Genomic DNA, 12,765 nt, shown 5'->3' on the forward strand with positions numbered 1-12,765 from the left:
GCTTTTCAAGAGCAGAGGCTGATTAATCTGTTGCCAGAGCCGCTGATAACAAGATCAGGAGGCCTTGGCTATTCTCTCATCCGTCACCTCTCTCCGCGGCAACCAGCTTATCGTGCAGTTCCGGCCTTTATTTTTTGCCTGGTAGAGGGCATTGTCGGCAAAACGGATCAGTTCCTCGCCTTCCATGCCCTGCATCCAGCCGCAAACCCCCAGACTGATGGTAAGTAACTGGTTGGGCCACTGGGCCTGTTCCACCGTTGAGCGTATTCGTTCAGCCACCTCGAAAGCCGTTTTGCGATCCGTATCGGGCAATAAGATGGCGAATTCCTCACCGCCGAAGCGGGTGACAATATCGTAGGCACGGCATTCACGGGACAAAATATCCGCCAGCATTTTCAGCGCCCGGTCGCCTTCAGGGTGACCAAAGCGGTCGTTGTAGGTTTTGAAAAAATCGACATCCAGAATAATTACTGAGAGCTTGCCGTCCTCTGAGCGTCTGCTGCGTTGCAGTTCCCTATCCAGCGCCGTATTAAGTACGCGGCGGTTACCCAGCGCGGTGAGCGGGTCGGTCACGCTTTGCTCAAGCAGGCTGGCATTGGCGGCTTCCAGTTTGATCTGGGTGTCTCTGAGTAGCTGGTTTTGCCGTTCAGCTCTCTCCAACAGCTCGGTGATTTGCTCCTGAGCCAGACGAAGATCGGAAATATCCAGGATTTGGGAAATAAAGTTGTCTACCGAGCCATCTGCTCTTCTGACCACGGCGACGGAGAGCACGGCATAAACGATATGGCCGTCACGGTGCAGATAGCGTTTTTCAATCTGGTAGTTATTGCGCTTACCGGCAATCACCTCTTCAAACAGTGACAGATCCTTTTCCAGATCGTCTCTGAGCGTAATGTCCTGAAATGTCAGCTTCAGCAGTTCATTTTCCGGGTAGCCCAGGATTTGACAGAGTTCACGATTGACCTGCAGCCAGTGTCCATCAGTGCCGACAATGGCCATGCCGATACCGGCATATTGAAAGCTGTTGCTGAAGGCCTGTTCACTCTTGCGTAGCTTTTCCTCGCGGTTTTTCTGCTCACTGATATCCAGATGAGTGCCGTACATCATCAACGGTTCGCCAGCGTCATTGCGGCTGAACACATTGCCCCGGTCCAGTACCCAGATCCAATGGCCGTCACTGTGGCGCATGCGGCATTCGACATCATAAAACTCGGCCTCGCCGGAAAAGCAGGCTTGCAGTGCTTGATTGGATTTTTCCAGATCATCCGGATGAGCCAGTTCAAGCCAGGTGTCGATAGTGGTGGGCGCTAACTCCTCAAGACTGTAACCGAGGATTTGTGCCCAGCGGTCATTGAACTTGGTCTCGCCGGTCTGAACATTCCATTCCCAGGTGCCTACATTGGTACCTTCCAGAAAGGCCTGATATTTTTGTTTGGTTTCAAGCAGTTCAGCCAGTGCTTCATCGCTGAATTCTTTCAGGGAATCTGCGGGGAGATATTGTTCCGAATTGTTCATCTGCAGTTATTGAGGGGCGGTCGTTTTATTTAATTATCCTAAGTTTAACAATTGCCGGTGAAACTGAGAATTTTCCTGATGTAAAAAATTGAGCTGGATCAGCGTTCCGCTGAAGGTCGGCGGAAACCGAGAAAAAGATAGTAGCCTGAAATTCCCAGCAGTGCGCCGGCAAAATTAAATACTATATCCAGAGCCAGATTAAAGTAGCCACCGACGCCGTCATCCGGCACTGTCAGCACAGCGATAAATTCGATAATTTCATTAAGGGCGCCGACACCCAGCGCTGAGACCAGCGAGATAAAGCCTACCAGTATCTGGCTGTGCTGATTGCCAAAATAATTCCGTAGCAGGTGCAGAAACAATAAAGCGACCACGGCATACAGGTAGCCATGAACAAACTGATCGAACTTGAGAATATAAAGCTCGCCGCCGCCGTCGAAAAAAGGATACATCCGCCAGGCATAGAGCACGCCATCTTCTGTCTGTATGCTGCCGCCCATCATATGCATCAGTCCCCACAAAGACAGGCCGGCCAGGATAAAGGTCGGGATTCGGGTTTTATCAAGCGTGCTGTAGAGCAGGGTGAAAATAAACACAATCACTCCCACATAGCCGATAAACTCGGCATTCAGCTCATGAATATAAAAGACAGCAAAAGCGACTGTGTACAGCACAGTGAAGATCAGGATGCCAAGTTGAGTTCTGGAAAATCTCATGACGATCAGAATTCCTCCAAATAGTGTCCAGCGAGGCTGGTTAAATCCATAACTTGAAATCCTTTTTTTCCGACGATAACAGAATTTGTGCGGGGTTAAGGACAATTTTTGCTAAGATACGAGGGCCTGGCAAATGGCTCTGTCTCATCTACATTGACATCATTGAAGGAACTTTTGAATGGATAAAACCACCATCACGATTATCGCTGTTACCGCGCTGATCGTTATTGGCTTTGTGTTTAAGAAACTCATTGCACATGAAGAGAAGAAAAACGATCCCAATCTGCCTGAGCCAAGGGATTCAAATACCCTGCCGGGTAATCAGGGTGTCAAAAACAGAGGGGACAGCGACTAGTCGCTGCTATTTACCCAATGTCTGACCAATAAGCCCAGGCATCAATGATGCCGGGGCTTTTTTGTGTAATTAAAACTCACGCAATAAATGCATCGGCGGTACTTTTAATACTGTTCTGCTGGCGGATAGGCCAATGGCACAGATAATCACCACGCCAATAAAAGGACCCAGTCCCCAAAGCAAGGGATGCCAGCTGGCCTGAGCATTAAAAACAAAGACCTGTAAGCCATACAGACAAGCTTCTGCGCCGGCAGCAGCTATCAGACCTGATAACAGCCCAAGCGAACCAAACTCAATAAAAAGTGCTTGCTGCACCAGCGCTTTTCTGGCGCCCAAAACCCGTAGTAATGCGCCTTCCTCGAGGCGTTCTTCCAGAGTGGCACGTACACTGGCCAGCAACACCAGCCCGCCTGCAGCCAGAATACAAATCAGCACCAGTTGTATGGCCTGTGATAACTGGCTGATGATGGTTTGTATTTGTTTCAGCAACTCGCCCACATTGAGCATTGATACGGTCGGAAATTGCGCCATTTCATTATAGAAAGCCTGGGCTTTGGCGTCACTGACATAGACGCTGCTGACAAAATTGGCGGTATAGTCCTGCAGTATCTCTTTTGGCAGGATCAGGTAAAAATTGGGCTGCATTGAGCCCCAGTCAACTTCGCGAACCGAGGTAATAGGCAAGGTCACCACATTGCCGCCGATATTGAGTTCCAGCTTATCCCCCAGGCTAAGATCAGCTTCCAACGCAGCAGCCTGTTCCACAGATAGCCCCTCGGCATCAAAATCACCGGCCACCAGCTTATTGCCTTTGCCGATACTGTCTGACCAGGTGAGGTTGAGTTCACGCTCATAAAGCTCGGGTTCACCCCGGCCTTCGGGATAAAGCGACTGGATCGTCGTGCCATTGACCGAAATAACCCGGCCACGGACCATCGGGTACCAATCGGAGCGGGGGACGCCCAGTTCGTCAATGATCTGATTGATGGGATCAATCTGCTCAGTCTGTACATTGAACAGATAGTGATTGGGCGCATCGGCCGGTAGCTGTTGCTGCCAGTCTGACACCAGACTGGTTTTGACGCCCACCAGAATCAGACCCAGCATAATAATCAGTGTAAACACCAGCAGTTGAAACAAGTTGGGTATCAGTCGCCGGTACAGCGAAGCCAGACCAATCTGCCAGCCGCTGGTAGCCCCCGAGGTTAATGACCTTCCCAGTCGGAACACGCCAAAGCCAAGCAAAGACACCAAAGCGCCAATTCCGGCAATGGCCAGAGTCATAATAGTGGGTAGTAAAAAGCCCTGTGTGTAGAGGCACATCAGCCCGAACATGCCGATAAAGCCGATGCTGTAAATGATAAGGGTGTTCTGTTCCAGCCTGATTGCGGGCTGTAACACCGTCATTGGCGAAATTTTTATCAGGCGCTGCATCAGCGGCAGGCAAAAGGCCAGCATAGAGACCAAACCGGTTGCAATGCCTAACCATAAACGAGCCGCTGAAGGCTCGGGTAAGCTTGTCGACATCAACCCGGACAACAGTGATGAAATCAATCCCTGAATCAGCCAGCCGAGCGCTAGCCCAATAACAGCGCCGATCACAAACAGTAGTGAAAATTGAATCAAAAAAGTTTTGATCAGCGTCGCCGGTGTCGCGCCCAGGGTTTTTAATACCGCGACCTGCATTAAATGCCGCTTCACAAACCGCGATGAAGCCAGAGCGATGGCGATGCCGGAGAGGATGACCGCTAAAGTCCCGGCCAGTAATAAAAACGACTGCGCTTTGCCGATGGTGTCGCCGATTCTTTCGCCTTTTTGTATCGGGGTTCGCCAGCGCTGACCTTCATTGAATTGGGGTTTAACCCAGTTTTCGTATTGCTCGAGTGCTTCCTGTTCACCGGCCAGCAGCAGGCTGTATCGCACCCGGCTACCTGGAATAATGACCCCGGTGGCACCCAGATCCGCCATATTCATCACTGCGCGGGGTGAGACTGCAAAGGCGGAACTGCTGGAACCGGGATCTCTGACCAGATAGCCGGCGACCGTCAAAGTGGTCTCACCGACTTCGACCTGTTCACCCAGTTGCACATTGAGCAGGCTGGCAAGCCGCGATGACAGCCATATCTTGCCTGGCTGCGGCGGTTGGCGGGTGGTTTTGCCAGCACCGAACAGGGTGTCGTCGACCAGAAACTGGCCTCTCAGTGGATACGTGTCGGTGACGGCATTCAAGAGGCTGAGCTGTAAAGCCTCCCCGGCGAAAATCATGGTTCTGAAAGAGGTGTTTTCGGCCTGTTGCAGCGAGAGTTCACGCGCTTTATCACGCCAGATTTGAGGAATCGCGTCATCGCTTCGAATCAGACGATCTGCGGCCATCAGGCTGGCGGACTCTTTTTCGAAAGACAGCTGTAAACGGTCGATAAACAGGCTGATGGCGGTGACCGTACTGACGGAAATAATCAGGGCGATAATCAGCGTGAGAATATCGCCGCTTCGCAGGTCTCTCAGCAGTAAGCGTATGGCAAACTGCATAATCAGTGTTCCAGCAACTGGCCGGCAGACATCACCAGCTGCCGATCACATTTTTTGGCCAGTTCATTGTCATGCGTGACCATTACCAATGTCGTTCCCTGGGAGCGATTAAGCTCAAACAACTGATCAATAATGATGCTGCCGTTACCTTCATCCAGGTTCCCGGTCGGTTCGTCGGCAAACAGGATTCTGGGGCTGGAAGCAAAGGCCCGGGCAATCGCAACACGTTGCTGCTCACCGCCGGAAAGCTGGCTGGGATAATGGGTCAGACGCTCGGACAGACCGACTTTCGCCAGTAAAGCCTCTGCCTTCTGACGGGCATTTTTATCGCCTTTTAATTCGGCGGGTAACATCACGTTTTCAATCGCCTGCAGGCTCGGTAACAGGTGAAAAGACTGGAAAATAAAGCCTACATATTGCCCGCGCAACAGCGCACGCGCTTCTTCATCCATGTCAGAAAAAGCGTGGTCATAAAGATAAATCTCGCCGGAAGTATTGATATCAAGACCGGCTAACAGACCGAGTAATGTTGATTTACCCGAACCGGAAGCACCCACAATCGCCACCGACTCACCTTCCTTGATTTCCATATTGATTTTTTTCAATATCGTTAAGTCGCCGGTGTTGGCAGTGACAGTATGGGTTAAATTTTTTACTTTTATTGCTGTCTTAACTGCCATGTGGTTTCACTTTGTAAAAGGGTTTTATGTTGTTTAAAAGACAAATCTGGCTTTTTCTGGTTGTTGGGCTGTGCCTGAGCAAGCTGGCATCAGCCTCGACATTGCTCGTGATGGGTGACAGTCTCAGCGCTGCCCACAACATGCGACCAGAAGCCGGTTGGGTAAGTTTACTGGAGAATCAACTTTCTGAAACACACCCCGAGGTTAAGGTCATCAATGCCAGTGTCAGCGGTGAGACCACACAAGGCGGCCTGGCCCGTTTCGATAAGTTGCTTTCAGAGCATCAGCCCCGCTGGGTGATTCTGGAATTAGGCGCAAATGATGCGCTGCGGGGCTATCCGTTGCAGCAAACCACCCAGAACCTGAAAACCATGGTTGAGCAAGCGCATCAAATTAATGCCAAAGTGCTGCTGGTTGGCAATCAGATCCCCCTGAACTACGGCAAACGTTATACAGAGATGTTTTTCAATCTCTACAAGAACCTGGCAGCAGAATACCAACTGGCCTATGTGCCTTTTATGCTGAAAGGGGTGGCCCTTAATAAGAGCCTGATGCAGGACGACGGCCTTCATCCCAACAAAGACGGCCAACCGGTGGTGCTGCAGAATATTTATCCTCAACTGCAAACCTTGCTGGATAACTCGGAATAAACAGAGGATGAGTTCAGCGCTGAGCAGGGCGGGTAATTTCGAAACAGATAGAACCTCCTGCCAACCAAGCTGTCTTCGACTATAACGGTTGTTTTCTGGCTCAAAGTGACCGGGTGACTGGAAACTTCATCTCTGTGAGGCAGTTATCGCTCCGGTTCCGGGCAACCGTGATAGGTTGTTTACTCAGTAAGTTCGTAAATCGTTAACTAATAGCTGCAAAACTATAAAGGACGACATGAACATTCAAACTGATGCACTAAATACCAATGCCGGGAGAGCAGAACACAGTCTTTCCCGCGCTTATACCCTCTCTGAGCGTTATCAGCAGGTGCGTGATCATTCACTGATTCTCTGTGCGCCGTTACAGACAGAAGATTTTGTGGTGCAACCGCATGCCGAGGTCAGTCCACCGAAATGGCACCTGGCCCATACCACCTGGTTTTTTGAACAGGCCATTCTCAAGCAGTTTAGTCAGGGTTATCAGGTTTTCAGCGAGGATTACTCCCGCCTTTTCAACTCTTATTACAAGTCGGCCGGCGAGCACTGGCTGCAAAGTGAACGGGGTCAGTTGTCGCGTCCAACCGTGGACGAGATTTACAACTATCGACGAACCGTGGATAAGTGTCTGCTGCATCTGCTCGATGAGGAAATCAGCAACAGTGAGATGCTGGAAGTGCTGGAGCTGGGTCTCAATCACGAGCAGCAACATCAGGAATTGTTGCTGATGGATATCAAGCGCATTCTGGCGACCAATCTTTCCATGCCTGCCTACACCGAAGCGCACTGGTCGGCCCCCGAGGTGGCAGAGCACTGGACGGAATTTCCTGAGGGCATCTATGAGATCGGTCACGAAGGCGATAGCTTTGCCTATGATAACGAGACCCCTCGTCATAAACAGTATCTGCATCGGTTCTCCCTGCGAGACAATACGGTCAGCTGCGGAGAATTCATCGAGTTTATTGACGCTGGTGGCTATAGCAACCCCGGACTCTGGTTAAGTCAGGGCTGGGACTGGGTGCGGCATAATCAGATCACCGCGCCTTTTTACTGGTTCAAGAAAGATGGAATCTGGCATCAGTACACCTTGCATGGTGTTAAGCCCGTGCCAGCGCATGAACCCGTCGTGCATGTCAGCTACTTCGAAGCGGATGCGTTTGCCCGCTGGAAGGGCTGTCGTCTGCCGGTTGAAGCCGAACTGGAACTCTGGCTTGAAGAACAGCCTGAAATGTTATCGCCCAGAACGGCTTTGCTCCACCCCAATCGTGCTGAGCAAGCCATTAACCAGGTCTGGTACTGGACTGCCAGTCACTATTCTCCATATCCTGGATATCAGCCCTATTCTGGCATGTTAGGCGAATATAACGGCAAGTTCATGTGTAATCAGTTCGTTTTGCGTGGGGGCTGTGTTGCTACCCCGGCCGGTCATTATCGGGCCAGCTATCGGAATTTCTATCAACCGGAACAGCGATGGATGTTCTCCGGTATCAAGCTGGCCAAACATCATTAAGCAAAGGAAGACTGATGAATGTATCGCAATTAGCGCAAGTGAATAATGACGATCAACAGGAACTGGAACAGTTTGCTGCCGACGTCTTCACCGGACTGAGCAGTGATCCGAAATACCTGTCAGCCAAGTATTTTTATGATGACACCGGCAGTGAATTGTTTCAGGCTATCAGTCAGCACGAGGATTATTACCTCACCCGCACCGAGTACGAGATACTCGACAGCCACAGCCCGTATCTGCCCGCCCTGCTGGGCGAAGATGAGATTGATATTATCGAACTCGGTGCCGGTGACGGTCATAAGAGTGAACTGGTCATCAACCGCTTTCTCGAGGCCGGAGTGAAAGTCAACTTTCACGCCATCGATATCTCCGAAAAAGCGATTGATATGCTCGGTGAGACCATTCTGGAGCGGCCCAACCTCAGTGTTCACGGCCTGATCGGTGATTATTTTGAGGGACTCCGCTTTCTTAAAGGACGCACATCGAAACGCCAGCTGGTGCTATTTCTGGGATCCAATATCGGCAATTTCAACCACACTGAAAGCAAAGCCTTTTTACGTCGACTCTGGAGCAGTCTCAACGCTGACGATTACCTGCTGATCGGTTTTGATCTGAAAAAAAACATCAATGAACTCATTAACGCCTACAGTGACTCCAGTAACTACACCCGTGATCTCAACCTGAACCTGCTGGCCCGGATCAACCGCGAACTGGGCGGCAATTTCGATCTGTCAGGTTTCCAGCATTATGCTGTCTACAACCCCGAGTTGGGCGCCATGGAGAGTTATCTGCTGGCACTTGGAGAACAAAAAGTCTTTATCGAGGCCTTGCAGCAGGAATTTGAGTTTGAAGCCTTTGAGCCCTTGCACCTGGAGTATTCCTTTAAATTTCTGCCGGCTGAAATTGACTCCCTCTGTAAGCAAACAGGTTACAAGCGCATTGAAAATTTCAGTGATAAACAGGATCGTTTTATCGACTCACTGTGGCAGGTGACCTTGAGGAACGGGTAAGTGAGAAAGGACAAATTCTGAGGGACTCATTACAAACCACCAGCACAGCGTTTTTAATATGAAGCATAGGCGTTGTTCATAAGCCCATCAGTATTCTGATCAAGCTGCCCAGCGTAAAGGCAGCGATCAGACCAAAGCACCACAAGGCGACAAACCAGATCCACTGACGCTGCTTCTTGGTAAAATGCCGGTTAATGAAATCAGTAATGCATTTCATCACTGGTCTTTCCTCTGAAAACATAATAGCTATAGGCCGTGTAGGCCAGAATAACCGGCAGCAACACGGCGGTTCCGATCAGAAGCAAAGACTGTGATGTGGCGGCAGCCGCCGCATCCCATAGCGTAAAGCTGAAAGGCACTATCCAGGGATAGATGCTGATCAGCACACCGACATAGCCCAGCAGAAATATCACCATCGTCAACAAGAACGGACTCACTTCCCGGCTGCTGTGTATTGTCCGCCACAGGAGCAAGAACGCGGCCAGCGTCAGAATTGGAATCGGCGCCAGATAGAAGATATTGGGTAAACTGAACCAGAGTGTCTCGATGCGGGCATCACTCAAGGGCATATACACACTGACAATAAGCATCCCGAGAATGACATAGGCACTGACATAACTGGCAATTCGCCGCGCCCAGATTTGCGTGTCGTTTTCAGTCTTCCAGATCAGCCAGGTTGCACCAATCAGTGCATAGCCAAAGACCAGCGCTATGCCGGTCACCGTGGCAAAGCCATTTGCCCAATCGAGCGGGCCGCCTGCAAAGCTTCGCTGAGCAACATCAACGCCCTGGACAATATTGCCGAGAATAACCCCCTGCATAAAAGCAGCCAGCATGGAGCCGACGTGAAAGGATAAGTCCCATAGCTTGCGGTCGCGTCCTTCGGTTTTAAAACGAAACTCAAAGGCGACACCTCTTAGAATGAGCCCCAGTAGCATCAATATCACCGGCAGGTAAAACGCGGGCATCAGTATTGCGTAAGCAAGCGGGAAAGCCGCAAATAGCCCACCTCCGCCTAACACCAGCCAGGTCTCATTGCCGTCCCAGAAAGGGGCAATAGAGTTCATGATGGTGTCGCGGGATTTATCAGACGGCGCGAAGGGAAACAGGATGCCGCAGCCGAGATCAAAGCCGTCGAGCAGTACATAAATGAATATTGCGGCAGCAATCAACCCGGCCCAGATCAGAGGCAAGTCCAGCCATGATGAAAAATCAAACATAATTACGCACCCCCTGAACGATCACTGGCAATGAGCGGAGCAATGTTCTCATGGCCATGTTGATAATAGCCTTCCGCCTGCCTGGACTGCAGCGGACCTTTTGCAATCAGTTTCAGAATGTAATAGCTGCCGGCGCCGAATATCACTGTGTACACCACAATGAATATCAACAGACTCAGAAATATTTGTTCAGCTATCACGGGTGATATGCTCTCACTCGTTTTTAATACCCCATACACGATGAAGGGTTGCCGACCGATTTCGGTCACAAACCAGCCTGCTAATACAGCAATGAAGCCACTGGGCGTCATGGCCATACACCAGAGCTGAAACTTTCTGGATTCGAATAAGCGCTTTTTAAAGAACAGGATGACGGCAATAATACCGGTGAAAATCATGGCCATACCGATACCGACCATCACCCGGAATGACCAGAAAACCGCCGATACTGGCGGGCGCTCATCCTTCGGGACATCCTTGAGTCCGGGAATGATGCCATCGGTTGAACCCGTCAATATCCAGCTGGCACCGCCAGGAATCGTCACGCCGTAATCCGTGCTTTCATTCTCTTCGTTGGGTATGCCAAACAGATAAAGCGGTTTATCTGCGCCCTGTTCCCAGTTACCTTCCATGGCAGCCACTTTAATCGGCTGATGATGCAGGGTGTTTTCACCATGCGCATGGCCAATCAGCAGTTGCACCGGTGCGACAAAGACCGCAATCAGCATCGCCATGGCAAACATGACCCTGGCATGTTCAATATGGACTTTACGCCATAAATAGAATGCGCTCACACCGCTGACAACAAAAGCCGTGGTCAGATAGGCCGCGGTCAGCATATGAAAAAAACGGACAGGAAAAGAGGGGTTGAAAATAACCTCCAACCAATTGGTGGGATACAGGATGCCATCAGCCCCGATCTCGAAACCTTGCGGTGTTTGCATCCAGCTATTGGCCGACAAGATCCAGAAGGCAGAAATGATGGTGCCGATAGCTACGATGACGGTTGATGCGAAATGCATTTTTTGACTGACTCTGCCCCAGCCAAACAGCATGATGCCCAGGAATGAAGCTTCCAGAAAAAATGCCGTTAACACCTCATACCCCAGCAAGGGGCCAATGACATTGCCGACTTTGTCCGAGAAAACCGACCAGTTGGTGCCGATCTGGTAGGAAAGTACTACTCCGGAGACCACCCCCATACCAAAACAGACCGCGAAGATTTTTATCCACATCATGTAGATGTCCTGATAAACCTGACGCCCTGTTTTCAGGTAAAGTCCTTCCACCACCGCCAGCCAACTGGCCAGGCCGATGGTGAATGCCGGGAAAATGATGTGGAAGCTGATGGTGAAAGCAAATTGCAATCGAGAAAGCAGTACGGGGTCGAGTTCCAGTCCGGTCATTTCAAATCCCATTCATCATATTCGCAGAGTCAGCAAGTCAAATATGTGACTCGCAGCCAAGACAATAATATTCAGGATTATGCATAAATATAGAAAGAAATTTTATGTTGTGTTCAGCAGGGTGACCGGAGTGGAGTGAACAAAAGCGAATTATTCGGAGCGTTGTTTGAGATTATGTGGCGTTTTCAATTGCTTTTTTAACCCGGACCGGTAGCATTTAGCGGGCATTTAAGCGAAATTGAAGGCAGAAAAAGTCAGTTTATAAAGTTTGGCCAAGCAATTTCTCTGCTGCTTGGTTGTCTTGATGACCAGGGCTTGAGAAATAAAAAAATTAACGCAAAAAGACAAATGAATAGATCACCAAATCAGAAATCCAACTCGATGCTGGACCTCCTGCTCAGTATCATTCTACCTTCCATTATTCTGATGAAATTCAGTACAGAGGAGTATTTCGGGCCCACAGGCGGTTTAATTATTGCACTTGCTTTTCCCTTGGGCTGGGGCCTGTTTGATTTGATCAAGTATCGAAAATTTAACTTTATCGCCTTGCTGGGTTTGATCAGCATTTTACTGACAGGGGGTATTGGCCTGCTGGCGCTGGATGTGAAATGGCTGGCGGTTAAGGAGGCAGCTGTGCCCGGGCTGATTGGTATTGCGGTGCTGCTCTCTGTATTTACGCCTTATCCTTTAGTGAGAACTTTTCTGTACAACCCGGCGGTGATGAATATCAAACTCATTGAAGAGAAGCTGGAGCAATCCAATAACCGTCACCAGTTTGAAGATCGCCTGATGAAGGCCACTTATTTTGTGGCGGGGTCTTTTGCTTTTTCGGCTGTCATGAATTATGTCCTGGCCAAAACCATAGTGACAAGTCCGGCCGGGACCGAGGCCTTCAATGAGGAACTGGGCCAGCTGACCCTGTACAGTTATCCGGTTATTGCTGTGCCATCGATGCTCATGACAATGGGCATACTTTATTATTTATGGCAAAGCATTCGTGATTTGACCGGGCTCAAGCTGGAACAGGTCGTTCGGTCTAAGTAGTCCTCTATTCCATGTTGATTTGAGTATGGTCGCTTTGAATGAGACAGCCTTTAGTGAGCAGTGGCTGATTAAACACTCACACAAAGCCTCTGAAGACTCTCAGCTTTGATCGATTAGACAGCTTTTACATTTC

Annotated in this window: 12 protein-coding genes; 5 read left to right on the forward strand and 7 right to left on the reverse strand. The window is 50.0% G+C overall.

The features are described 5' to 3' along the window. Positions 1-54: 54 nt before the first annotated feature. Positions 55-1,515 (reverse strand): sensor domain-containing diguanylate cyclase, encoded by a 1,461-nt coding sequence (locus FH755_RS06450; RefSeq protein WP_292439775.1) that lies wholly within the window; start codon positions 1,513-1,515, stop codon positions 55-57. 98 nt (positions 1,516-1,613) lie between these two features. Then, positions 1,614-2,231, reverse strand: a complete 618-nt coding sequence (locus FH755_RS06455) for a DUF2238 domain-containing protein (RefSeq protein WP_292439777.1) — start codon at positions 2,229-2,231, stop codon at positions 1,614-1,616. Positions 2,232-2,409: 178 nt separating this feature from the next. Between FH755_RS06455 and FH755_RS06460 the strand changes: the two genes are divergently transcribed. Continuing rightward, positions 2,410-2,586, forward strand: coding sequence for a hypothetical protein (locus FH755_RS06460; RefSeq protein WP_292439779.1), 177 nt, complete (start codon positions 2,410-2,412; stop codon positions 2,584-2,586). 69 nt (positions 2,587-2,655) lie between these two features. Here the strand turns inward: FH755_RS06460 and FH755_RS06465 are convergent, their stop codons facing one another. Both FH755_RS06465 and FH755_RS06470 read right to left on the reverse strand, forming a co-directional pair. Then, a complete protein-coding gene (locus tag FH755_RS06465) occupies positions 2,656-5,115 on the reverse strand; it encodes an FtsX-like permease family protein (protein WP_292439780.1) in 2,460 nt (819 codons plus the stop codon). Between the two features lie 2 nt (positions 5,116-5,117). After that, the gene (locus tag FH755_RS06470; RefSeq protein ID WP_292439781.1) at positions 5,118-5,795 is read right to left on the reverse strand and encodes an ABC transporter ATP-binding protein; all 678 of its coding nucleotides are present in this window, start codon (positions 5,793-5,795) and stop codon (positions 5,118-5,120) included. Positions 5,796-5,821: 26 nt separating this feature from the next. On the opposite strand from FH755_RS06470, the gene FH755_RS06475 reads away from it, so the two are divergent. The 3 genes from FH755_RS06475 to FH755_RS06485 all read left to right on the forward strand — a co-directional run bounded on the left by FH755_RS06475 (position 5,822) and on the right by FH755_RS06485 (position 8,962). Next, positions 5,822-6,445, forward strand: coding sequence for an arylesterase (locus FH755_RS06475; protein ID WP_292439783.1), 624 nt, complete (start codon positions 5,822-5,824; stop codon positions 6,443-6,445). Between the two features lie 235 nt (positions 6,446-6,680). Then, a complete protein-coding gene (gene egtB, locus FH755_RS06480) occupies positions 6,681-7,952 on the forward strand; it encodes an ergothioneine biosynthesis protein EgtB (protein WP_292439785.1) in 1,272 nt (423 codons plus the stop codon). Between the two features lie 14 nt (positions 7,953-7,966). Further along, complete coding sequence (locus FH755_RS06485) at positions 7,967-8,962, forward strand: L-histidine N(alpha)-methyltransferase (RefSeq protein WP_292439787.1); 996 nt, start codon at positions 7,967-7,969, stop codon at positions 8,960-8,962. Positions 8,963-9,038: 76 nt separating this feature from the next. Here the strand turns inward: FH755_RS06485 and FH755_RS06490 are convergent, their stop codons facing one another. The 3 genes from FH755_RS06490 to FH755_RS06500 are packed head-to-tail and all read right to left on the reverse strand — an operon-like array spanning position 9,039 to position 11,588. Further along, a complete protein-coding gene (locus tag FH755_RS06490; protein ID WP_292439789.1) occupies positions 9,039-9,179 on the reverse strand; it encodes a hypothetical protein in 141 nt (46 codons plus the stop codon). Then, positions 9,163-10,182 (reverse strand): cytochrome d ubiquinol oxidase subunit II, encoded by a 1,020-nt coding sequence (gene cydB, locus FH755_RS06495; RefSeq protein ID WP_292439791.1) that lies wholly within the window; start codon positions 10,180-10,182, stop codon positions 9,163-9,165. The genes FH755_RS06490 and cydB overlap by 17 nt, the downstream gene beginning before the upstream one ends. A 2-nt stretch (positions 10,183-10,184) precedes the next feature. Further along, on the reverse strand, positions 10,185-11,588 hold the full coding sequence (locus FH755_RS06500; protein WP_292439793.1) for a cytochrome ubiquinol oxidase subunit I: 1,404 nt from the start codon (positions 11,586-11,588) through the stop codon (positions 10,185-10,187). A 348-nt stretch (positions 11,589-11,936) separates the two neighbouring features. On the opposite strand from FH755_RS06500, the gene FH755_RS06505 reads away from it, so the two are divergent. Then, positions 11,937-12,632: a VC0807 family protein gene (locus tag FH755_RS06505; protein WP_292439795.1), complete on the forward strand. Its 696-nt coding sequence runs from the start codon at positions 11,937-11,939 to the stop codon at positions 12,630-12,632. The last annotated feature ends 133 nt before the right edge of the window (positions 12,633-12,765 follow it).

It is taken from the genome of Methylophaga sp. (genome assembly GCF_009711715.1).
Classification (GTDB): Bacteria; Pseudomonadota; Gammaproteobacteria; order Nitrosococcales; family Methylophagaceae; genus Methylophaga.

What these genes read in the sequence shown, in the direction of transcription:
- FH755_RS06450 (WP_292439775.1), bottom strand. Translation starts at nt 1,515, where the DNA reads ATGAACAATTCGGAACAATATCTCCCCGCAGATTCCCTGAAAGAATTC.
- FH755_RS06455 (WP_292439777.1), bottom strand. Translation starts at nt 2,231, where the DNA reads ATGAGATTTTCCAGAACTCAACTTGGCATCCTGATCTTCACTGTGCTG.
- FH755_RS06460 (WP_292439779.1), top strand. Translation starts at nt 2,410, where the DNA reads ATGGATAAAACCACCATCACGATTATCGCTGTTACCGCGCTGATCGTT.
- FH755_RS06465 (WP_292439780.1), bottom strand. Translation starts at nt 5,115, where the DNA reads ATGCAGTTTGCCATACGCTTACTGCTGAGAGACCTGCGAAGCGGCGAT.
- FH755_RS06470 (WP_292439781.1), bottom strand. Translation starts at nt 5,795, where the DNA reads ATGGCAGTTAAGACAGCAATAAAAGTAAAAAATTTAACCCATACTGTC.
- FH755_RS06475 (WP_292439783.1), top strand. Translation starts at nt 5,822, where the DNA reads ATGTTGTTTAAAAGACAAATCTGGCTTTTTCTGGTTGTTGGGCTGTGC.
- egtB (WP_292439785.1), top strand. Translation starts at nt 6,681, where the DNA reads ATGAACATTCAAACTGATGCACTAAATACCAATGCCGGGAGAGCAGAA.
- FH755_RS06485 (WP_292439787.1), top strand. Translation starts at nt 7,967, where the DNA reads ATGAATGTATCGCAATTAGCGCAAGTGAATAATGACGATCAACAGGAA.
- FH755_RS06490 (WP_292439789.1), bottom strand. Translation starts at nt 9,179, where the DNA reads ATGAAATGCATTACTGATTTCATTAACCGGCATTTTACCAAGAAGCAG.
- cydB (WP_292439791.1), bottom strand. Translation starts at nt 10,182, where the DNA reads ATGTTTGATTTTTCATCATGGCTGGACTTGCCTCTGATCTGGGCCGGG.
- FH755_RS06500 (WP_292439793.1), bottom strand. Translation starts at nt 11,588, where the DNA reads ATGACCGGACTGGAACTCGACCCCGTACTGCTTTCTCGATTGCAATTT.
- FH755_RS06505 (WP_292439795.1), top strand. Translation starts at nt 11,937, where the DNA reads ATGAATAGATCACCAAATCAGAAATCCAACTCGATGCTGGACCTCCTG.